This window comes from Collinsella sp. MSK.8.10 (genome assembly GCF_019041915.1).
Classification (GTDB): domain Bacteria; phylum Actinomycetota; class Coriobacteriia; order Coriobacteriales; family Coriobacteriaceae; genus Collinsella.
Window position 1 is genome coordinate 255,902 of the sequence record NZ_JAHPYF010000002.1, and the last position, 20,453, is coordinate 276,354.

Sequence of the window (20,453 nt, forward strand, 5' to 3'; positions counted from 1 at the left end):
AGGGCTGCATCGAATGATTGTGTTTTCCGATATGGATGGAACGCTGCTGACGAGTGATAAGCAGATGAGCGACGCCACCTGGGCGATGCTCGACGAGCTTGCGCGCCGCGGTGTTGAGTTTGTGCCCTGCACGGGGCGCCCGCTGTCAGGCATCTTTGAGCCCATCCTCGCCCACCCCGCCGTACACTACGCGGTCTGCGCCAACGGTGCCAGCGTCTGGCAGCTCGACGCCGGTACGCCCATCGACGCCTCGCGCGCCACGTGCATCTTGAGCCGTCCGCTCGACCGTGGCATTGCCCACCGCATCCATCGCATTGCCGCCGGCCACGATGTGACCTTCGATATCTTCGCGGATGGGCAGTGCTTCCTCCCCCGCTCGCTATACGGGCGTCTGGATGAGTTCTGTGGCGGCGACCCCCACATCGCGGCTTCGCTCAAGCGCACACGAACACCGATCGACATGGATATCGACAGCAAGATCGACGAGGTCGAGACGCTCGAACGCATCGCCATGTACTGGCACGACCCGGCCGATCGCGACGCCATCGCGGCGGCGCTCGACACGCTCGAAGGCATTGAGGTCACGCGTTCGTACGCCATGAATATCGAGGTCATGGGCGAGGGCGCCACCAAGGGGACGGCCCTCACGTGGCTATGCGAGCACTTGGGCGAGCGTCTCGCCGACGCCTGGGCGTTCGGCGACAACATCAACGACATCCCCATGCTGCAGGCAGCGGGCCACGGCATGGCCATGATCAACGCCGAGCCCGAAGATCGCGAGGCCGCCGACGCCATCACCGAATACGACAACGACCACGACGGCGTCGCCCGCACCATCATGGCCGCCCTCGCCTAGTCATTGATCAATCATTGGGGACATTCTTAAACGACTAGTCACTGGGGACACTCTTCGCAAAAAGCTGCAAGGACTGTCCCCCACTGTCGGCAGAAAAGGAACGTCCCCATCTGCCGGATTAGGAGAGACTCTCCAGCACGCGACGGAGCTCATGCTGAACGGCGTGGTCGCGGTTGCAGCCTACGACGCGATCGGCCACCGCCTTGAGCGCGGGGCGCGCGTTTTCCATCGCGCAGCCCGTGCCGACAAAGCGAATAATCTCGTAGTCGTTCATCGAGTCACCAAACGCCATGACCTCGTCGCGTCCAATGCCGTAATGCTCCGCGAGCTGCGCGATACCCGAGGCCTTCGACACACCAGGCTGCATGGCATCGATCCACGCGTTGCCCGAAGGCGCAAAAGTAAAGAGCTGACCAAGTTCGCGCTGTAGCACGTACGCACTGTCCATAACCGCACTGTCGTCGCAAAAGATACTCGCTTTGATGATATTTACGTTGGGATCGGGCAGCTCCCAAATGCGCTCGGCATTGGGAAGGTCCTTATCGACCTCACGCACGAACTTGCACTCGTCATCGAGCAGGAAGGACTTGGTTCGGTCAAAGAGCGCAAGATGCAGATTGGGAAACGTCCTGACGGCCTGGGCGAGCCTTCGAATCGCCAGGTGGGAATACACCTCACGGTCTACCATCTTACCGTCGGCGTAGACCTGGGCGCCGTTAGCGGCGACAAAGTCCATCTTGTCGCGAACGGGCGCAAAGAACTCGCACAGGCGATCGTAGCGACGACCTGACGATGCGGCGAAATGCACGCCATGCTCGTGTAGCGCCAGAATCAGTTCGTAGGTCTCAGGAGGCACCTGGCCGTTTTCGTCAAGCAGTGTGCCGTCCATATCGGATGCAATCAGTTTAAACATAGAAAAGCTCCCTTCGGGCTTGTTGGAATCAAACGCGTATCCGATTCCAACGTACCCAAAGGGAGCTCAAATAAGACTCCGCGGGCGTAAACGTTACAAGGACCTGGCAAATAGCTCACACATGCCAGAGGTCCTACGGTCGCGGCGTCAGGCAGCCCGCCAAAGAGTGTCCCCGATGACTAGTCGTTTAAGAACGTCCCCGATGACTAGTCGGCGTAGGTGAAGGTTGTGACGTCGAACATGCCCTCGGGGCGGATGCGGAGCGTCGGGATGACCGGCAGGGGCAGGAAGATGATGCCCATGATGGGGTCGAGCGGCGGCTCAATACCCATGGCGCGCGCCTTGACCATAAAGTCGTCGTGCTGCGCAGCAACGTCCTCGGCCGTGCCTTCGCTCATAAGGCCACCGAGCGCCAGCGGAATACGCGCCACGACCTTGCCGTTGCGCACCAGCACGTGGCCGCCCTGGCCCACGGCCTCGACGGCAGCCATCATATCAGCCGCGCTGTCGCCCACCACGCACACGTTGTGCGAGTCGTGGCCGATCGTCGAGGCGATGGCACCGCCCGTGATGGTAAAGCCGCGCACCCAGCCGCGACCGATATGCTTGCCGACCAGGCCCAGGCCAGCGGGGCCGTCGCCATCGGCGCCCTCGGCCTGCAGCGACACGCCGCGGCCGTGGCGCTCGATCAGCATAATGCGGCGCAGGCCCTCGGCACTCTCGGGGCGAGCCATACCCGTGATGGCCTTACCCGGCACCACGTCGATCACGGCCTCGCCCGGCTTAAAGGAATAGTCGAACACGTCGAGCGATAGCTTCGGCAGTTTAACGGAAGCGCGCAGCTCATCGGCAAGGGCCGCAACCTCGGCCATCTCGGGTGCAATCTCGCCCACAAAGGTGCCGTCCTGCGCCACCAGAGCACCGGCGGCATAGACACGATGCGGAGCCTTGGCAAACGTCAGGTCATCGAGCAACAGCAGGTCGGCGCGTTTGCCCGGGGCGATCGCGCCACGGAGCTCATGCGGGTCGCGACAGCCGTGGTCCAGGCCAAATGCCTCAGCCGTGGAAAGGGACGCCATAGAGATGGCGACCACCGGGTCGATGCCGGCCTCGATAGCCACGCGGCAGGCGTTGTCGATCATGCCGGTCGCAAGCGCATCGGAAGGAGCGCGGTCGTCGGTCGCAAAGCAGCAGCGGCGGGCACGGGCAGGATTCTCCAGCAGCATCGGAGACAGGTTGGCCAGGTCATGGCTGCACGTACCTTCGCGCAGCATCACGTACATGCCGCGAGACAGCTTGTCGAGCGCCTCCTCGGGAATCGTCGACTCGTGGTCGGCGATAATGCCCGCTGCGGCATAGGCGTTGAGGTCCTTACCGGCAACGAGCGGCGCATGGCCGTCAACCTGCCTGGACGGCGTCTGGTTGGCAGCATCAATGCGAGCACAGGTCTCGGGGTCGGCCATAAAGACGCCCGGCAGGTTCATCATCTCGCCCAGACCAAAGACATCGCCCGGATGCTCGGCAAAAAACGCCTGCATATCGGCAGCCGAAATAACGGCACCGGCCTGCTCATCGGGCAGCGCGGGCACGCACGAAGGCATCATGTACTTGATGGAGATGGGTGCGCGGCGGCCATCCTCAATCATAAAGCGCAAGCCGTCGAGACCGGCAACATTGGCAATCTCGTGGCTGTCGGCAATGGCGGTGGTGGTACCGCGCGTCGCGGCCATGCGCGCATACTCGGCGGGACGGATGTTCGAAGACTCGATATGCAGATGCCCGTCAATAAAACCGGGAGCGAGATAGCGACCCTGGCAGTCGATGACCTCAGTTGCCTCGTAGGTGCCAGCGGCATCGTCGCGACCATCGTAGAGCACGCCGACGATCACACCGTCCTTGACGGCAACGCTACCGGGCGCCACGCGCTGGCCATACACGTCGATGATCTGCGCATTGGTAAACAGCGTGTCGACGGGCACGCGGCCCTCGGCAGCGTCGATCACAGTCCTCATGACCTCAACGGACATACATACTCCTTTAACCGTAGAAAAAGCTGCGGAGCGGACAAACCTTCACCGCAGCAAGCCAATAGCCATTGTATGCCCAAACGATGGGTCAACAATGCGCCTCTCCGCTTAACGGCACACGCCGCTTGACGCAATGGGGACAGGTTGCTTTGCATTAATGGCAAGGATTGTCCCAAAGTGCCGGCACAGAAGGAACGTCCCAAAGTGCCAACAACGGAAGCGCCGATGTTTTGGCAACGACAGCGAGCGGGCCGCATTTGAGACAAGGTGACGTGAAACGAAAGGGCGCTGACCTTCTGGTCGCGCCCTTGAAGTTGAACGTCAGATTGTCCAAATGCGGCCCGCGCAGCGTCGGCCGGTCCGCCGTTCGTTAGAACGGCGGAACTAAATCAACTTGAAGCCCTTGCGCTTGCCCACGGAGAGGGTGTCGCCCAGCTTGAGGGCGCTGGGATCGATGTTGTAGCTCTTGGGAGCCACGGCCTTGCCGTTGATCTTGACGCCGCCGCCGTCGATGTCGCGACGGGCCTGGCCGGCGCTCGCCGAAAGACCCAAATCCTTGAGCAGGCCGGCGAGGTAGATCTGGCCCTCGTCGTTGACGGTCAGCTCAACGTGCTTCTCGGGGAAGTCGGCGAGCTGGCCCTCCTTGAATACGCGGTCGAACTCGGCCTGAGCCTCGTCGCCGGCGCCGGCGCCGTGGTAGGTGTCGCACAGGTCGCGACCCAGAGCGCGCTTGAGCTCGTAGGGGTCGGCAGAACCATCGGCCAGGGCGGCGTCGATCTTGTCGACCTCGGCCGGGGTGAGCGAGCTGGCCAGACGATAGTACTTGCCGATCATCTCGTCGGGGATGGACATGGTCTTGCCAAACATATCCTTGGGAGCGTCGGTCAGGCCGATGTAGTTACCATAGGACTTGGACATCTTGCGCACACCGTCGGTGCCCTCAAGCAGTGGCATGGTGAGCGCAATCTGCGGCTCCATACCCATCTTCTCCATGAGCTCGCGGCCGGCGAGCAGGTTGAAGAGCTGATCGGTGCCGCCCATCTCCACGTCGGCCTTGATCTGCACGGAGTCGAAAGCCTGCATCACGGGATACAGGAACTCATGCAGGGCGATCGGCGTCTGAGACTGGTAGCGCTTGGTAAAGTCATCGCGCTCAAGAATGCGGGCGACGGTGAACTTGGAGCACACCTGCAGCAGACCGGCCAGATCCATCGACAAGATCCAGTCACCGTTGTGCACGATGGTGGTCTTCTCGGGATCCAGGATCTTCATGGCCTGGCTCACATAGGTCTCGGCATTGGCCTCAATCTGCTCCTGCGAAAGCTGCGGACGGGTGGAATTCTTGCCCGAGGGGTCGCCGATCAGCGCGGTGCCGTTGCCGATGATAAGGGTAACGTTGTGGCCCAGGTCCTGGAACTGGCGCATCTTGCGCAGCGGCACGGCGTGGCCCAGGTGCAGGTCGGGGCTGGTGGGGTCGACGCCGAGCTTGATGTTGAGGGGCTCGCCCTTCTCAAGCTTCTTGCGAAGGTCGGCCTCGGGAACGATTTGGGCAGCGCCCGAGGTGATGATACGCATTTGCTCGTCAACAGACAGCATTGGGTATCCTCCTTTTGCTATAGCACCCTCACCGGATACGGCGGTGCTGGAAGTCCATAAACTCTCATATGATAACAAACTGACGCGACGCGGCACCTACGACAGGAAAATCCTCGTCCTGCCGCACGCGTCAACGGCGACCGGCAGACGCGTACCGTCACGTTCAACTAAATAGCGCGTTTGCTGACGGCGCGAGCAGTCGCGGCAACGAACCTGTCCCGTCGCATCGGTAGCGCAGACGCCCTCGGCGGTCAGCAGGCAGTGCTCGCACACCATAAGCTCGGGACGGTCGGCGTCGACAGGGCCCAGAACACCTGGTTCGGCCGTCAGTTCGGCAATACGCCCCGCATCATTGCCGAGCAACTCGGCCGGCAAGTACACCCGCCCCGCACCGAGTCCGCGCAGCCAGGCAAGCGTGGCCCGATTCGCGCAGAACACCGGCGCCGCCACGTCAAACGTCACGCCTAGCTCGCGAGCGATCACCACCTGTCCCAGGTTGCGGCAGACGACGCGCCCGGCACGCTGCATCAGTGAGCGGGTCTGGCCAGCGTCACCCGTGCGGCACACCTCGTCAAGCACCACAACGGCGTCGGACAAATCGAGTTCTCCGCGCGGGTCGGCATCCATCAGCTGCCAAGCAAAAATCATGCGAGTGGGAACCGCGCACTCCACCAACTCCGTCGACGCACCGCCATCCACCGCAACGTCCTCAAAGGGCAGTACCTCAACGGCACGCGCAACGGGCGCAATCGCATCCGCCTCGGCCCGCATGCGCTCCAACACCGCCGCCGTCTGATCCAACACGCCGGCGCTGCGAATCAGGTACACCTCGCAGCCCGTGTCAACCTTACGCTTGCAATGCACGACGACGCGCTCCCCCGCCGCGGCATCCACCGGACAGGGCACCTGCGGCCAGCGCTTGGGCACATCGGGACGCGCGTCGGCACCCGGATAGAACCGAATCTCGAGCGTGTCACCCGCCGCCACGGCGGCATCGAGCTCAACGGTCACCTCTTCGTGGCCAACGGCCACCAGGCGTCCCACGCGCACACCTTGGTTGATCGCACGCTCAAAGCTCATAAGCTCGGCACCCGAACGTCCTCGCAGGTACGCATCGGTAAACCCACGGTTAAACGACCTTCCCAGCTCGCGCTCGAGCTCTTCCACGGCACCGGGGTCCCACGCGCCGTCGCACAGCATATCGAGTGCCCGGCGCCACACCCGCACCACGTTGAATACGTAATCAGGGTTCTTCATGCGCCCCTCGATCTTGAGCGACGCCACGCCGGCATCTACAAGCTCGGGCAGATGCGCAATACCCAGATAGTCACGCGGGCACAGCAGGCGATCTCCCTCGACGGCGACAACGCTCTGTCCAGCCTCGTCCACCAGGTCGTACGCCAAACGGCACGGCTGCGTGCAGTCGCCGCGCATCGCCGAGCGCCCACGCCGCAGGGCCGAGAACTCGCACGCCCCCGAATAGCCGATGCAAATCGCACCGTGGCAGAATACCTCGATGGGCACGCCCGTGGCACATAGCGCCGCAATCTCGTCGACCGTCAGCTCGCGTGCCGTCGTCACGCGCTCGACCCCAAGCTCATCGGCGGCAAGCCGCACGGCGCTCTCGCTATGAGCGCCCGCCTGCGTGGACAGGTGAATCTCGACCCCGGGAATCGCCGCGCGCAGCGCGCAGGCCAACCCGGCATCGGCGACAATCAGAGCATCGGCGCCCAACTCCAGTGCATGAGCTCCCAACGCCACCGCGTCGGACAACTCATCGTCAAACACGAACACGTTGAGCGTTACGTACACACGCACGCCATGGGCATGCGCCACGGCGCAGCCGCGCGCAAACTCGTCATCCGTAAAGCCATGGGCGCTCACACGGGCGTTAAAGCCGCCCAACCCCGCATAGATGGCATCGGCACCCGCGGCGATGGCCGCAAGCATCTGGTCGAGTCCGCCCGCCGGCGCCAGCAGCTCGGGCAGCGCCGCACCGGCAGCATCCAATCCAGTCTCGTATTGTCCGCTCGGCCCCATCGTCCGAATCGCCATCGACATACTCCTTACCAAGGTATGCATTCACTCTGAAAAATGCCGTCTTCCAGCATACACGAGGCCTCGCGCGCCCCGTTTGGTTTATCGTGTAATAACTTATGTCCATCCTGCCCCGACGGCACATCCACCGTCCGGCACGACATACCTGGAGGTCAATATATGGGTCCTCGCCAACGACAGGGACGCAGCCGTTCAAAGACGCATGCTCTGCCCATAATCCTGCTCTCGTTTTTGGGCTTTTTGCTTATCGCGGGCGTGGCGTTTGGCATCGGCATGGTCGGCAACGTCAACCGCTGGCTGTCCGATCTGCCCGACTACACCGACGCCAACGCGTATCTGGTGAGCGAGCCCACCGAGATCGTCGACTGCAACGGCAACAAGATTGCGAGCTTCTACACGCAAAACCGCAAGTCCATCACCAAGGACGAGGTCTCCCCCTACGTGCTGCAGGGCACCGTTGACGTCGAGGACGAGCGCTTCTACGAGCACGGCGGTATCGACCTGTGGGGTATCGCGCGTGCTGCGGTGGCAACCCTCGGCGGCGGGCACGAAGGCGCCTCGACTATCACCCAGCAGCTGGTGCGCAACACCATCCTGCAGGAGGAGCAGTTCGACTCGACCATCGAGCGTAAGGTGCGCGAGGCCTACATCGCCGTCAAGATGGAGGACATGTACTCCAAAGACGAGATCCTCATGATGTACCTCAACACCATCTACTACGGTCACGGCGCCTACGGCATCGAGGCCGCAGCCGAAACCTATCTGTCCAAGAGCGCCGCCGACCTCACCCTGAGCGAGGCCGCACTGCTCATCGGCCTTCCCAACTCGCCCTCGCAGTACGACCCCACGGTCAACCCCGACCTGGCGCTGTCCCGTCGCAACAAGGTCCTTGACAACATGTTGCGCCTGGGCCACATCACGCAGGAGGAGCATGATGCCGCACAGGCCGAGCCCATCACCCTCAACGTGACCGAGATTTCGGGCAGCGGCGTCGACGTATACTCACAGCCCTACTTTGTCGCCTATGTTAAGCAGCTGCTGGAGCAGGAGTTCTCGACCGACGTGCTCTTTAAGGGCGGCCTGACCGTCAAGACCACCATCGACCCCACGATGCAGCAGGTGGCAGAGAATGCCGTCCGAGAGCAGCTCGACACGCTCTCGCTCGACGGCCTGGACATGGGCATGGTCGTCGTCGACCCCAAGACCGGCTACATCAAGTGCATGGTGGGCGGCTACGACTACAACGCCGACGAGAACCACGTAAACCATGCCACGGCCAAGCGTCCCGTCGGCTCCACCTTTAAGGCCTTTACGCTGGCAACTGCCATCCAAAACGGCATGAACCCCAACGTCACCCTCAACTGCAACTCGCCGCTCAAGGCCAAGGGCACCACGACCGAGGTCCAAAACTACGCCAACCATAGCTATGGCAACATCACGCTTAAGCAGGCGACGGCATACTCCTCCAACACCGGCTACATCCAGGTGGCGGAAGCCGTCGGCAACAGCAAGATCATCTCGCTCGTCAAAAAGCTCGGCATCGATCCCGCCAAGGACAACATCGAGGACGTTCCCGTCATGACCCTCGGCACCGGCTCGATCTCGCCGCTCGAGATGGCCGCCGCCTACGCGACGTTTGCCAACGGCGGCTACTATCGCCAGCCGATCGCCATCACCGAGATTGACTCTCGTACCGGTTCGGTGCTGTACCAGCACACCGACAATCCCTCACAGGTGCTTACCGAGGGCGAGGCCGCCGCGGTCACCGATGTTCTGTCCGGCGTCATGCAGGGCGGCGGTACGGGTGCTGCCGGTGCCCTGAGCGTCAACCAGCCCTATGCCGGCAAAACGGGCACCACCGACAACACCACCAACCTGTGGTTCTGCGGCTATACCCCGCAGCTGGCGTGCGCCCTGTGGACCGGCTATTCCGCGGGCGAGATCCCCATCCAAAAATACGGCACAGACCTGCTGGGCGACAGCACCAACCTGCCTGTCTTTAAGCGGTTTATGAACACCGTTCTGACCGGTACCGAGCGCGAGGAGTTTGCGACCGGAACGGCGCCCACCTATAAGAACAACAGCGTCTGGAAGTTCTACGGCACCAACAACACCAAGAAGACGGAGAACGACGACAAGGACAAGGACAAGGACGAGAACGAGGACGAAGAGGAAACCACCACTACAACGACTACCACGACGACCACGACCACCGAGACCACGGGCGGCGACACCACCGGCGGCACCGGTACGACCGGTGGCTCGACGGGCGGCTCCACCGGTGGTTCGACCGGCGGCGATGGCGGCACGCCTACGCCCACGCCCACGCCCACTCCCGACCCCTCGCCCACGCCTGACGATACGGTCGGCTAGAAATCATCCGGCCATAAGCAACAAGGCCCCCGAACAGCTTATTCAACTGCTCGGGGGCCTTTTAGTTTAAAGCGACCTGGCAGGCGGTCTTTATACCGGCAAACAAAAAGGGGGTACCGACCCTCGTCGATACCCCCTTACAGGCAACTATGTCAGCGCGCGCAGGGCCGAGCGCACGACCCGCACGCCTACTTGCGAGAATTGCTCAGCTTATTGATCAGCGCCTCGAGACGCTCGCCGTCCTCGGCCGTCTGGGCAATAACCAAAATCGTATCGTTGCCGGCAAGCGAGCCAAGCACATCGGGCAGCTCTGCCGCATCAACAGCGGCGGCGATGCCGGAAGCCGTGCCAGGCTGAGCCTTAATCATAACCAGATTATCGGTGCGCAGAACGCCCGTTACGAGCTCGGAAACCATACGCTGCAGGTGCAGGTCCTCTGCCAGAACATAGATGCCCTCAGGGAGCTTACGCAGCCCCATATCGGCAATATCGCGAGAGACAGTCGCCTGCGTGCAATCAAAGCCCATAGCGCGGAGCTCATCGACCAGCACGCGCTGCGTGCGGACGTCCTTATTGCGCACAATATCTCTAATGGCATCCTGGCGCCCATTGCGTTTTTTAGCCATACAAACCCTCTCTCCAAAAGATGGCGGAGACAATCAATCAGTGATTGAATAGTTTAACGCTATTTGAAGGCTTTTGTGTATAAGAACGCATTTCGAAACAATTCTATGCAAATTTGTTTCGAAATGAGCCGTTTAGGAGGTTTTTGCGCCCGTCCGGTTAAGAAAAGCTGCCAGATGCGTACACATCACGCAGCGCGCGGGCTTGGCGCTGGCGATCGGCCCAAACAACAGACCAAGTCCCCGATGGTTATCCTTGAGCGCGGCGACCATCTGACGGGTTCGAGGCGCCTCGAGCATATCACGCATGCGGGCGGAACGCTCGATTGACGACACTCCATGCGGGCTCAGACACAAGTTCTCGATGCAGGCGACCAGTCCGGCAAAGTAGAACTTTTGGCTTGCCAGCTTGAGCCGACCACCGCTATCTGCTTCCGAGAGTGAGTCCGCAAGCTCGTCGAGCGCTCGAGTGTCATCGGATATTCTGGCATACATGGTGGGATCAAAGGCATCTGTAAGCTTAGGTGCCACCGCGTGGAAACAAGCGTCGCCGCAGCCGGACACGAATCGTGCCTGCGAGAGCGCATAAGCCATAAACTCAACCGTACGGTACGCCTTGCCACGCGACAGGCATGCTTCAAACAGCGGACGGCTATACATCACGCCAGAGGTCTGAGCGACTAGGCCGCCCAAAATCAACTGAGGCAGCCCGGCCACCATCGAAGATTTGCCATCAATGGAAATATGAGTAGCATCCAAGACGCGCGAATGACGCTCGCGATGCGCATCGTATCGATCGAGCGACACCGAGGGGAGCACAATGTCTGCCGCAGTATCGCACGCGATATCGACCATCTTGGAAAGGGCCTGCGGAGCAAACCACTCATCGGCGTTCATGGCGATGATGTGAGAGCCGCGCGAGGCATCAAAACCGGCACGAAGACAAGCGCCGCGCTTCGCGTCCTCGACATCAATCAAATCAATATGGATGTCCCTGTCGGCAGCAACTTGAAGCGAATGGCGCACACCGGGCGCAGCATCGCGGCAGACAACGACAATCTGCAAATCATAGAGGTCTTGGTTCTGGATACTCTCGAGCGCACGCATCGCATAGCTGGGCGAACCTTCTACTACAAGGATCACCGAAAGTCGCGGATGCGAGCCACGTCGAACCAAGTTATCCGTCCTCTCGACAGCAATGAATCAAACTGTCGTTCATGGTACACCCCGGCAATAAAAGCAATGAGACACCGGTTGCACTGCACGCCAAGAACAGATGTTGCACACGCGCAGCCCACAGATGACAGGTGCCGACGAACGGCGCGTCGAGCCCTCCCCTAGTCGAGCACGACAAGCTCGGCGGGATCGTAATCCACGCCCATAAACGTAAGGCCGCAGGCAGGAGCCGTGGGGCCCGCAGCGGTACGATCGCAAGCATCGATGACCTCGCGCATCCACTCGGGTTCACGGCGATGCATGCCAATCTCGACAAGCGTGCCCACGATCGTGCGGACCATCGAATGCAGAAACGCATTGCCCTCGATGGTAAACGTCAGGATGTCCTCGCCAAACGCAACCTCATGGCCAAACTCGGCACGCATCACGCAGCGGTGCGTGGGCTTGCCCACGGCAGACGCCACCTTGCAAAAGCTCTTGAAGTCCTGCTCGCCCAGCAGCGCGGGACAGGCCGCAGACATCGCCTCAACATCCAATGGGTAGCGATGCCACCACACCGCACCGCGCGAAAGCACAGGGCGCGCGTCGCGATCGGCAATACGGTACGTATACGTACGGGAACGCGCGTCAAAACGTGCAGAAAAGCCTTTACGGGCCCTGTAAACCTCGTTTATGGCGATATCTTTGGGCAGCAGGGCATCCATGGCCCTCAGCCACCTACGGCGCGTACACGCGAGCTCAGCGTCCGTTACGGGCACACTAATGTACTGCGCCACCGCATGCACGCCGGCATCGGTGCGCCCTGCGCACGTCAGGTCGATCGGACGGCGCAGGAGCGTCTCGATAGCGCGGCGCAGCTCGCCCGCAACCGTCGTCTGGCCAGGCTGCTCGGCAAAGCCGCTATAGGACGAGCCATCGTAGGCCACGCGGAAAACGAGCGTGGCATCGAGCTCAGGAATCGAATTGAAATCAGACGGCGCGGTCATGGGCGCTCCCTACAAACAAGCAACGGTATTGCGACAAAAAAAGAGGGGTACGCGAACGTACCCCTCGAATATAGCCTATGCAGACGGAATGTCTACTCAGCGGTCTCCTCAGCAGGAGCCTCCTCCACGGCCTCGACCTTCTTGGGAGCAGCGGCCTTCTTGGGGGCCGGAGCAGCCTTCTTGACCTTAGGCGTGCAAGGCTCGGTGACGAGCTCCATGATAACGATGGGAGCGTTGTCGCCCTTACGGTTACCGAGCTTCATGATGCGGGTGTAACCGCCGTTGCGGTCCTGCCACATACCCTGAGCAGCCTTGTCGAAGATCTCGGCAACGAGCTGCTTATCGCCGAGCTTGGCGATAGCCAGACGACGAGAGTGCAGGTCGCCCTTCTTGGCCCAGGTGATGATCGGATCGACGACCGAACGCAGCGCCTTAGCGCGAGTCTCGGTGGTCTTGATGCGGTCGTTCTCGAAGAGGGCCTTAGCAAGGCTCTTCTTCATGGCCTTGGTGTGGCTCGCATCGGTGCCGAGCTTCAGGCCCTTCTTAACGTTGTGACGCATGGTCTAGTTTCTCCTCAAATATGCGAAGCATTAAGCCTTCAGGCTCAGGCCCATGGACTCAAGCTTGTCCTTCACTTCCTCGATCGACTTAACACCGAAGTTACGGATGTTGAGCAGATCGTTCTCCGAGAACTCAACGAGCTGACGGACCGAGTGAATGCTGGCGCGCTTAAGGCAGTTGTAGGAACGGACGGAAAGGTCCAGATCCTCGATCTGCTTGTCCAGCTCGGCGTTGTCGTTGGTGACCTCGGGAGCGAAGATCGAAGCCTCCTCCTCGACCTCGGGGGTCTCGGCAAGGTTCATAAAGGCGGCCATATGCTGGTTGATGATATTGGCAGCCTGGACCACGGCGTCGCGCGGGGCGATGGAGCCGTTGGTCTCGATCTCGAGGACAAGGCGGTCGTAGTCGGTGTGCTGACCGACACGGCAAGCCTCAACGAGCTTGGCGCAACGGGAAACCGGCGAGTACAGCGAGTCGACGTGGATCACACCGATGGGATCGTTGTCGCGCTTGTTTGCCTCGCCAGAAACATAGCCGCGGCCATAGCCGATGCGCATGCTCATGGTGAGATGGCCACCCTCGGTGAGCGTAGCAATGTGCTGCTCGGGGTTGACCAGCTCAAACTCGGACGGAATAAAGAAGTCCGCACCGGTGACCTCGCAGGGGCCGTCAACCGAGATGGTGGCGGTCGCCTCGTCGGTCGTGCCGAGAGCCCTGAAGACAAGACCCTTGACATTCAGGACGATGTCGGTGACATCCTCGACCATGTTAGGGATGGTCATGAACTCGTGCTGCGCACCATCGATCTGAATAGCCTCGACGGCGGCACCCTCGAGCGAGGACAGAAGAACGCGACGAAGGGAGTTACCCAGCGTATCGCCGTAACCACGCTCGAGCGGCTCGACGGAGACACGAGCAGACGTCTCGTTGATCTCTTCGACCTGAACCTGAGGCCTAATGAATTCTGACATGTATTACCTCCAGCCTCAGCAGCCCGGATGGACTACTTAGAGTAGAGCTCGACGATGAGCTGCTCGTTGATATCACCGCTGATCTGCTCACGCGTCGGCAGAGCGAGCACGTTACCAGACAGCTTCTCGATATCGACCTCGAGCCAGCCAGGGACCTCAAAGCGCTCGGAGGAAATCAGGGCCTCCTTGATGGGGAGGAGGTCACGGAACTTCTCGCCGACAGCGACGACGTCGCCGGCCTTGACGCGGTAGGACGGGATGTCCACGCGCTTGCCGTTCACGGTGAAGTGACCGTGACGGACGGACTGACGAGCCTCTTTGCGGGTGCGGGCGAAGCCAAGACGGAAGACGACGTTGTCGAGGCGAGACTCAAGGATGATCATGAGGTTCTCACCGGTGACGCCGTTCATCTTGCGGGCCTTGTTGAAGTAGCCGTGGAACTGCTTCTCCAGAACGCCATAGATGAACTTGACCTTCTGCTTCTCGCGCAGCTGCATGCCGTACTCAGATTCCTTGCGACGGCGCTTGGGCTGACGGATAGATTCCTTCTTGCTGCTGTAACCGAGCTCAGCGGGATCGATCCCGAGCTGACGGCAGCGCTTAAGAACAGGAGTCCTGTCGATTGCCATATTGATACGATCCTTTCAGTTACACGCGGCGACGCTTCTTGGGGCGGCAGCCGTTGTGCGGAATGGGGGTCTTGTCCTGGATGCTCGAGACCTCGAGGCCAGCAGCCTGGAGGGAGCGGATGGCGGTCTCACGACCGGAGCCGGGGCCCTTGACGAAGACGGAAACCTTCTTCATACCGTGCTCCATGGCCTGCTTGGCAGCAGCCTCGGCAGCCATCTGGGCAGCGAACGGCGTGGACTTACGGGAGCCCTTGAAGCCCACCTGGCCAGCCGACTTCCAGGAAATGACGTTGCCCTGGGGATCGGTGATCGAAACGATCGTGTTGTTGAACGTAGAACGAATGTGAGCCTGGCCCACGGAAATGTTCTTACGGTCCGCGCGCTTCAGACGGGCAGCGCGAACGTTCTTCTTAGCAGTAGCCATCTATCTAGCGCTCCTTATTTCTTCTTCTTAGCACCGATCTGACGCTTCGGGCCCTTGCGGGTACGAGCGTTAGTGTGGGTGCGCTGGCCGCGGACCGGGAGGCCCTTGCGGTGACGAAGGCCGCGGTTGCAGCCGATGTCCATAAGGCGCTTGACGTTCTGGTTGCGCTCACGGCGGAGGTCGCCCTCAACCATGATCTGGTTCTTATCGATATAATCGCGGATGGCGTTAACCTCATCCTCGGTGAGGTCCTTAACGCGCGTATCCACGTTAACGTTGCACTCGACGCAGATCTTCGTCGCAGTGGTGCGGCCGATGCCGTAAATGTAGGTCAGACCGATCTCAACGCGCTTCTCACGCGGGAGGTCGACACCATTAATACGGGCCAACGTAGTCTCCTCTCTTAACCCTGACGCTGCTTATGACGGGGGTTCTCGCAAATGACGAGGACCTTGCCATGGCGCCTAATGATTTTGCACTTATCGCACATCTTCTTGACCGAAGGACGTACCTTCATCGTTCTTCCTTTCGGTAGCGCTCAAACTACTTCCCTACTATCTACTCGCCCAGCCGCAGGCGTTTAAAACTATGGCTGGTCTTCACACACAATCCGACCGTAGGTTGAGCTAAGCCTGCAGCCGGAAATGGAGTGCGTGTATGCGTGCCGCTATTTATAGCGATAGGTGATGCGGCCGCGGGTCAGGTCGTACGGGGAAAGCTCCACGACAACCCTGTCACCGGGGAGAATGCGGATGTAATTCATTCGGATCTTGCCAGAAATGTTGCACAGAACCGAATGACCGTTCTCGAGCTCGACCTTAAACATGGCATTAGGCAGCGGTTCCTTTACCGTACCCTCGAGCTCAATTGCGTCTTCCTTCTTCACAAGCAATCATCTTTCTCTAGAAAACGACAGCGATTGAGTATTCTACAACACGTATGCACGCATCGTAATAACTTCGTAATGGCTCCACAACTAAGTGGAACTTGTTACATTTCTCCGCCCCGCAAGGAACACCAGGCACCTTGCGCATCCGTGGTGAGAATCACCGGACCGTCATTGGTAATGGCGACGGTGTTCTCGTAGTGCGCGGCGGGCAGGTGGTCGTTGGTCGTAACAATCCAACCGTCGGAGCCCGTGCTCACATGGTTGGAACCCATCGTAACCATCGGCTCAATGGCAATGACCATGCCGGCCTGGAGGCGAACGCCCCTCCCCTTCTTTCCATAGTTAGGAACGTTGGGGTCCTCGTGCATCACGCGACCAATGCCATGGCCCACATAATCACGAAGTACGCCGTAACCGTGAGACTCGGCGAGGGACTGAACGGCATAACCGACGTCCCCGATATGGTTACCGGGAACAGCCTGCTCGATGGCAGCCTTAAGGCAATCGCGCGTGACCTCGCACAAAGCCTTGGCTTCGGGCGTGGGGGTGCCGACGAAAAACGTCCAAGCGTTATCGCCGACCCAACCGTCGACAACGGCTCCCGTATCGATGGAGATGATATCGCCATCGCGCAGGATCATGTCGGGGTTGGGAATACCGTGGACCACGGCATCGTTGATCGATGCACAAATGGTCCCCGGGAACCCGCCGTAACCCTTAAAGGCCGGGGTGCCGCCATGCATGCGGATAATCTGCTCCGCGAGCTGATCGAGCTCAAAAGTCGAAACGCCGGGGCGCACCATGGCTCCAACGTGGCGGAGCGCCATCTTAGATAGCGCTCCTGCCTTCTTCATCTGCTCGATTTGCGTTGCAGACTTAATCTTGATCATAGACCGAGAGCCTCTTTGACATCCCCGTACACGGTCTCGCGAGCCTGGTCACCGTTGACCGACTTGAGCAGACCCTGGCCACGATAGTAGTCGACGAGCGGACTCGTGGACTTCTCGTAGACGTCGAGACGGTTCTTGATGGTCTCGGGCTTGTCGTCGTCGCGCTGATACATCTCGCCTGCGCACTTGGGGCAGGTAGCATCGGCAGCGGTGCCGGTGTAACCGCAGGCGAGGCAGGTGCGACGCGAAGACAGACGATCGATAATGACCTCGGGGGCCACATCGACCAGAAGGGCACAGTCGATCTCGCGACCCATGGCGGAAAGCTCGGAATCGAGCGTCACAGCCTGGGCGGTGTTGCGCGGGAAGCCGTCGAGGATGAAGCCCTGTTGGGCGTCATCGGCGGCAAGGCGCTCCTTGACAAGGTCGATCACGAGCTGGTCGGGAACGAGCTCGCCAGCGTCCATGTACTTCTTAGCCTGAATACCAAGCTCGGTGCCACCCTTGACGGCAGCACGCAGCAGGTCGCCCGTGGAAATATGGGCGACGCCAAACTCGGCGACGAGCTCCTGTGCGACGGTGCCCTTACCGGCACCCGGAGCTCCGAGCAATACGAGGTTCATGAGCAATCCTCCTCTAGCCTATTTAAAGAATCCATCGTAATCATACATCTTGATCTGGCCTTCGAGCTTATCGACCGTGTCGAGCACGACGCCGACCATGATGAGGATGGACGTGCCGCCAAATGCCTGGATCAGATGGTTACCCGTGAAGGAGAAGATGATCGAAGGCACGATGGCGATGAGCGCCAAAAAGACAGCGCTGGGAAGCGTAATCTTGTTGAGCGCGTTCTTGATGTAGGCCGCGGTAGCCCTACCCGGACGCACGCCCGGAATAAAGCCGCCCTGCTTCTTAAGGTTGTCGGCCGTGTCATCGGGGTTAAACACCATGGAGGTGTAGAAGTACGCGAAGAACACGATGAGCACAACATTAAGCACCCAGTTGAGCCAACCGGTCGAAAGCGCAGAGGCAACTGCCTGGATCCAGCCGATGCCGGGGAAGAACACGGCAATCTGAGCCGGGAAGTACAGCAGCGCCGAAGCGAAGATAATCGGCACGACACCCGCGGTGTTGACCTTGATGGGCAGGTAGGTGGTCTGGCCACCCATCATGCGACGGCCCACGACGCGTTTGGCGTAGGAGACCGGGATGCGGCGCTGGCCGCGCTCAAGGAAAACAATCAGCGGGATAACCAGCAGGATGATGGCGCAGATGATCACCATGGTGATGATGCCACCGGCATTGCCCTCGGTGCTGGAGAAGATAGCCTGCGGCAGACCGGCCATGATGTTCGCAAAGATGATCAGCGACATGCCATTGCCGATACCGCGCTGGGTGATGAGCTCACCAATCCACATGATCAGCATGGCGCCCGCAGTGAGCGTACCGACGATCATGAGGTCGAAGATGATCTCGGGAGCGCCGGCGCCATTAAAGCTGATGCCGAAGCTCTTAAAGAGGAAGAGGTAACCCACGGAGTTGAGGATTGCCAGAGCCAAGGTGAGGTAACGCGAATACTGCGTAATCTTGGTCTGACCGACCTCGCCCTCGCGGGCAAGCTCATGCAGGGAAGGCACGACGGCCTGGAGCATCTGGAGGATGATCGAGCTGGTGATGTAAGGCATGATGCCCAGCGAAAACACCGACACATAGCTCAAAGCGCCGCCAGAGAAAAGATTCAGGAGGGCCATAGCACCTGCGGCGACCGAATTGTTATCGGTCGAGAAAAGGCCCAGCATCCCCTGGAAGGGAATGCCGGGCACAGGAACGTGCGCACCAATGCGGTACACGACGAGCATAGCTATGGTAAAAAGAATCTTTTCGCGCAATTCTTTGATGCGGAAAGCATTCTTAAGACCATTTAGCACGGCAGCTCGACCTTTCCGCCGGCGGCCTCGATCTTGGCCTGCGCAGAAGCACTGACCTTGTCGACCTTGACCGTGAACTTCTTGGTGAGCTCACCATTGCCGAGCACCTTGACGGGCTCGAACTCGCTCTTGGTGATGCGAGCGGCCTTAAGAGCGGCACCGTCGATCACAGCGCCGTCCTCGAACTTGCGCTCGAGACGCTCAACGTTAACAGCGGTGTACTCGATACGACGGGGGTTGCGGAAGCCCGGAAGCTTGGGCAGGCGCATAGCCAGCGGAGTCTGGCCACCCTCGAAGCCGGCACCCTTGGTGCCACCAGAGCGAGAGCCCTGGCCCTTCTGACCGCGGCCAGAAGTGGTGCCGTGACCCGAAGAATTGCCACGGCCGACGCGCTTGCGGTTCTTGGTGGAACCGGGCGCGGGAGTAAGATCGTGAAGCTGCATTTGCTACTCCTCTACAATCTCGACAAGGTGCTTGACCTTGAAGATCATGCCGCGGACGGACTCGTTGTCAGCAATCTCGCGAACCTCGCGGATCCTGTGGAGACCGAGGGCACGGACAGTACGGACCTGGTCCTGCTTGCAACCGTTGGTGCTGCGGACCTGCTTGATCTTGATGGTGTCAGCCATGCTTAGTTCTCCTTACCGACGAACATCTCGGAGACCGTCAGGCCACGGCGAGCCGCGACGTCCTCAGGGCTGGAGAGCTCCTTGAGGCCCTCGACGGCAGCCTTGATGATGTTGAGGCCGTTGTCGGTACCGAGGGACTTGGACAGGACGTTCTTGATGCCAGCAAGCTCGAAGAGGGGACGCACAGCGCCGCCGGCGATAACGCCGGTACCCTCGACAGCGGGCTTGATGATGATGCGGCCGGCACCAAAGTGACCGAGAACCTCGTGCGGAATGGTACCCTGATCGGTCACCGGCACGTGGAACATGTTCTTCTTGGCATCGAGAGACGCCTTGGAGATGGCCATGGGCACCTCAGCGGACTTGCCCATGCCAACGCCGACGTTGCCCTTGCCGTCGCCAACGACGACGAGAGCGACGAGGCTCATGCGACGACCACCCTTGACGGTCTTCGACACGCGGTTGATGTAAACGACGCGCTCCTCGAACTCGGAGGCCTCGCGCTGCTGCTTCTGATTACGAGCCATGTGCTACATACCTCCTAGAACTCGAGACCGGCGGCACGAGCACCGTCGGCGAGGGCCTTGACGCGGCCATGGTAGATACGGCCACCGCGATCGAAGGCGACCTTGGTGATGCCGGCCTCGATGGCGCGCTTGCCAACGAGCTGACCGACCTTCTCCGCAGCCTCCTTGTTCGAGGTGTGGGTGCCCTTGAACTCGGCCTCGAGGGTCGAGGCAGAGACGAGCGTCAGGCTGGAGCCCTTGCTGTCGTCGATGATCTGGGCATAGATGTTGGCGTTAGTACGGGTCACGCGAAGACGCGGACGCTCGGAAGTACCCGAGACCTTGCCGCGAACACGACGCTGACGACGCTTGAGGCCTTCCAGCTTCGCCTTATGCTTGTTCATACGTAAACTCCTAA

23 protein-coding genes are annotated in these 20,453 nt (G+C 60.5%); 2 read left to right on the top strand and 21 right to left on the bottom strand.

What is annotated here, in order from left to right; translation table 11 throughout:
- The first annotated feature begins 13 nt into the window (after positions 1-13).
- On the top strand, positions 14-856 hold the full coding sequence (locus KTF55_RS04145; RefSeq protein WP_217108037.1) for a Cof-type HAD-IIB family hydrolase: 843 nt from the start codon (positions 14-16) through the stop codon (positions 854-856).
- Positions 857-974: 118 nt separating this feature from the next.
- On the opposite strand, the gene KTF55_RS04150 is transcribed toward KTF55_RS04145, so the two are convergent.
- The 4 genes from KTF55_RS04150 to KTF55_RS04165 form a co-directional block, all read right to left on the bottom strand.
- Positions 975-1,769, bottom strand: a complete 795-nt coding sequence (locus tag KTF55_RS04150; RefSeq protein WP_217108038.1) for a Cof-type HAD-IIB family hydrolase — start codon at positions 1,767-1,769, stop codon at positions 975-977.
- 206 nt (positions 1,770-1,975) lie between these two features.
- On the bottom strand, positions 1,976-3,796 hold the full coding sequence (locus KTF55_RS04155) for an adenine deaminase (protein WP_217108039.1): 1,821 nt from the start codon (positions 3,794-3,796) through the stop codon (positions 1,976-1,978).
- Between the two features lie 384 nt (positions 3,797-4,180).
- A complete protein-coding gene (gene tyrS / locus KTF55_RS04160; RefSeq protein ID WP_006235283.1) occupies positions 4,181-5,392 on the bottom strand; it encodes a tyrosine--tRNA ligase in 1,212 nt (403 codons plus the stop codon).
- Positions 5,393-5,488: 96 nt separating this feature from the next.
- Complete coding sequence (locus KTF55_RS04165) at positions 5,489-7,447, bottom strand: U32 family peptidase (protein ID WP_217108040.1); 1,959 nt, start codon at positions 7,445-7,447, stop codon at positions 5,489-5,491.
- A 162-nt stretch (positions 7,448-7,609) separates the two neighbouring features.
- Here KTF55_RS04165 and KTF55_RS04170 point away from each other — a divergent pair, with 162 nt between their 5' ends.
- Positions 7,610-9,823 carry a transglycosylase domain-containing protein gene (locus tag KTF55_RS04170; RefSeq protein ID WP_217108041.1) on the top strand — a complete coding sequence of 738 codons (2,214 nt, stop codon included), beginning with the start codon at positions 7,610-7,612 and terminating at the stop codon, positions 9,821-9,823.
- Positions 9,824-10,011: 188 nt separating this feature from the next.
- Here the strand turns inward: KTF55_RS04170 and KTF55_RS04175 are convergent, their stop codons facing one another.
- From KTF55_RS04175 to rplR, 17 genes are all read right to left on the bottom strand, one after another.
- Positions 10,012-10,449 (bottom strand): arginine repressor, encoded by a 438-nt coding sequence (locus KTF55_RS04175; RefSeq protein WP_006235280.1) that lies wholly within the window; start codon positions 10,447-10,449, stop codon positions 10,012-10,014.
- A 132-nt stretch (positions 10,450-10,581) separates the two neighbouring features.
- Entirely contained in the window at positions 10,582-11,622 is a 1,041-nt protein-coding gene (locus KTF55_RS04180; RefSeq protein WP_217108042.1) for a glycosyltransferase, read from the bottom strand.
- Between the two features lie 161 nt (positions 11,623-11,783).
- Positions 11,784-12,608, bottom strand: coding sequence for a tRNA pseudouridine(38-40) synthase TruA (truA, locus tag KTF55_RS04185; protein ID WP_217108043.1), 825 nt, complete (start codon positions 12,606-12,608; stop codon positions 11,784-11,786).
- 92 nt (positions 12,609-12,700) lie between these two features.
- Complete coding sequence (gene rplQ, locus KTF55_RS04190) at positions 12,701-13,168, bottom strand: 50S ribosomal protein L17 (RefSeq protein ID WP_217108044.1); 468 nt, start codon at positions 13,166-13,168, stop codon at positions 12,701-12,703.
- 30 nt (positions 13,169-13,198) lie between these two features.
- Positions 13,199-14,140 (bottom strand): DNA-directed RNA polymerase subunit alpha, encoded by a 942-nt coding sequence (locus tag KTF55_RS04195; protein WP_006235276.1) that lies wholly within the window; start codon positions 14,138-14,140, stop codon positions 13,199-13,201.
- A gap of 32 nt (positions 14,141-14,172) precedes the next feature.
- Entirely contained in the window at positions 14,173-14,769 is a 597-nt protein-coding gene (gene rpsD / locus KTF55_RS04200; RefSeq protein ID WP_006235275.1) for a 30S ribosomal protein S4, read from the bottom strand.
- Positions 14,770-14,788: 19 nt separating this feature from the next.
- Positions 14,789-15,193: a 30S ribosomal protein S11 gene (gene rpsK / locus KTF55_RS04205; protein ID WP_006235274.1), complete on the bottom strand. Its 405-nt coding sequence runs from the start codon at positions 15,191-15,193 to the stop codon at positions 14,789-14,791.
- Between the two features lie 14 nt (positions 15,194-15,207).
- Positions 15,208-15,582, bottom strand: a complete 375-nt coding sequence (rpsM, locus tag KTF55_RS04210) for a 30S ribosomal protein S13 (RefSeq protein ID WP_022094275.1) — start codon at positions 15,580-15,582, stop codon at positions 15,208-15,210.
- 14 nt (positions 15,583-15,596) lie between these two features.
- Positions 15,597-15,710 carry a 50S ribosomal protein L36 gene (rpmJ, locus tag KTF55_RS04215; protein WP_006363204.1) on the bottom strand — a complete coding sequence of 38 codons (114 nt, stop codon included), beginning with the start codon at positions 15,708-15,710 and terminating at the stop codon, positions 15,597-15,599.
- Positions 15,711-15,860: 150 nt separating this feature from the next.
- Positions 15,861-16,079, bottom strand: a complete 219-nt coding sequence (infA, locus tag KTF55_RS04220; RefSeq protein ID WP_035137443.1) for a translation initiation factor IF-1 — start codon at positions 16,077-16,079, stop codon at positions 15,861-15,863.
- A gap of 104 nt (positions 16,080-16,183) precedes the next feature.
- Positions 16,184-16,972 (bottom strand): type I methionyl aminopeptidase, encoded by a 789-nt coding sequence (map, locus tag KTF55_RS04225; protein WP_217108045.1) that lies wholly within the window; start codon positions 16,970-16,972, stop codon positions 16,184-16,186.
- The gene (locus tag KTF55_RS04230; RefSeq protein ID WP_217108046.1) at positions 16,969-17,595 is read right to left on the bottom strand and encodes an adenylate kinase; all 627 of its coding nucleotides are present in this window, start codon (positions 17,593-17,595) and stop codon (positions 16,969-16,971) included. Before KTF55_RS04230 ends, map begins: the two co-directional genes overlap by 4 nt.
- A gap of 18 nt (positions 17,596-17,613) precedes the next feature.
- Positions 17,614-18,900, bottom strand: a complete 1,287-nt coding sequence (gene secY, locus KTF55_RS04235) for a preprotein translocase subunit SecY (protein WP_035137447.1) — start codon at positions 18,898-18,900, stop codon at positions 17,614-17,616.
- Positions 18,894-19,343: a 50S ribosomal protein L15 gene (gene rplO / locus KTF55_RS04240; RefSeq protein WP_006235267.1), complete on the bottom strand. Its 450-nt coding sequence runs from the start codon at positions 19,341-19,343 to the stop codon at positions 18,894-18,896. Before rplO ends, secY begins: the two co-directional genes overlap by 7 nt.
- A 3-nt stretch (positions 19,344-19,346) precedes the next feature.
- Positions 19,347-19,529 (bottom strand): 50S ribosomal protein L30, encoded by a 183-nt coding sequence (gene rpmD, locus KTF55_RS04245; RefSeq protein WP_006235266.1) that lies wholly within the window; start codon positions 19,527-19,529, stop codon positions 19,347-19,349.
- 2 nt (positions 19,530-19,531) lie between these two features.
- Positions 19,532-20,056, bottom strand: coding sequence for a 30S ribosomal protein S5 (gene rpsE / locus KTF55_RS04250; RefSeq protein ID WP_022094279.1), 525 nt, complete (start codon positions 20,054-20,056; stop codon positions 19,532-19,534).
- Positions 20,057-20,070: 14 nt separating this feature from the next.
- Positions 20,071-20,439, bottom strand: a complete 369-nt coding sequence (rplR, locus tag KTF55_RS04255) for a 50S ribosomal protein L18 (protein WP_006235264.1) — start codon at positions 20,437-20,439, stop codon at positions 20,071-20,073.
- Positions 20,440-20,453: the final 14 nt, after the last annotated feature.

Excerpts from the sequence above, each read along its gene's own strand:
- KTF55_RS04150 (WP_217108038.1), bottom strand. The coding sequence starts at position 1,769 with ATGTTTAAACTGATTGCATCCGATATGGACGGCACACTGCTTGACGAA.
- rpsE (WP_022094279.1), bottom strand. The coding sequence starts at position 20,056 with ATGGCTCGTAATCAGAAGCAGCAGCGCGAGGCCTCCGAGTTCGAGGAG.
- rpmJ (WP_006363204.1), bottom strand. The coding sequence starts at position 15,710 with ATGAAGGTACGTCCTTCGGTCAAGAAGATGTGCGATAAGTGCAAAATC.
- rpsD (WP_006235275.1), bottom strand. The coding sequence starts at position 14,769 with ATGGCAATCGACAGGACTCCTGTTCTTAAGCGCTGCCGTCAGCTCGGG.
- truA (WP_217108043.1), bottom strand. The coding sequence starts at position 12,608 with ATGACCGCGCCGTCTGATTTCAATTCGATTCCTGAGCTCGATGCCACG.
- rplR (WP_006235264.1), bottom strand. The coding sequence starts at position 20,439 with ATGAACAAGCATAAGGCGAAGCTGGAAGGCCTCAAGCGTCGTCAGCGT.
- KTF55_RS04155 (WP_217108039.1), bottom strand. The coding sequence starts at position 3,796 with ATGTCCGTTGAGGTCATGAGGACTGTGATCGACGCTGCCGAGGGCCGC.
- KTF55_RS04145 (WP_217108037.1), top strand. The coding sequence starts at position 14 with ATGATTGTGTTTTCCGATATGGATGGAACGCTGCTGACGAGTGATAAG.
- rpmD (WP_006235266.1), bottom strand. The coding sequence starts at position 19,529 with ATGGCTGACACCATCAAGATCAAGCAGGTCCGCAGCACCAACGGTTGC.
- KTF55_RS04175 (WP_006235280.1), bottom strand. The coding sequence starts at position 10,449 with ATGGCTAAAAAACGCAATGGGCGCCAGGATGCCATTAGAGATATTGTG.
- tyrS (WP_006235283.1), bottom strand. The coding sequence starts at position 5,392 with ATGCTGTCTGTTGACGAGCAAATGCGTATCATCACCTCGGGCGCTGCC.
- rplO (WP_006235267.1), bottom strand. The coding sequence starts at position 19,343 with ATGCAGCTTCACGATCTTACTCCCGCGCCCGGTTCCACCAAGAACCGC.
- KTF55_RS04195 (WP_006235276.1), bottom strand. The coding sequence starts at position 14,140 with ATGTCAGAATTCATTAGGCCTCAGGTTCAGGTCGAAGAGATCAACGAG.
- KTF55_RS04170 (WP_217108041.1), top strand. The coding sequence starts at position 7,610 with ATGGGTCCTCGCCAACGACAGGGACGCAGCCGTTCAAAGACGCATGCT.
- KTF55_RS04165 (WP_217108040.1), bottom strand. The coding sequence starts at position 7,447 with ATGGCGATTCGGACGATGGGGCCGAGCGGACAATACGAGACTGGATTG.
- KTF55_RS04230 (WP_217108046.1), bottom strand. The coding sequence starts at position 17,595 with ATGAACCTCGTATTGCTCGGAGCTCCGGGTGCCGGTAAGGGCACCGTC.
- rplQ (WP_217108044.1), bottom strand. The coding sequence starts at position 13,168 with ATGCGTCACAACGTTAAGAAGGGCCTGAAGCTCGGCACCGATGCGAGC.
- map (WP_217108045.1), bottom strand. The coding sequence starts at position 16,972 with ATGATCAAGATTAAGTCTGCAACGCAAATCGAGCAGATGAAGAAGGCA.
- rpsK (WP_006235274.1), bottom strand. The coding sequence starts at position 15,193 with ATGGCTACTGCTAAGAAGAACGTTCGCGCTGCCCGTCTGAAGCGCGCG.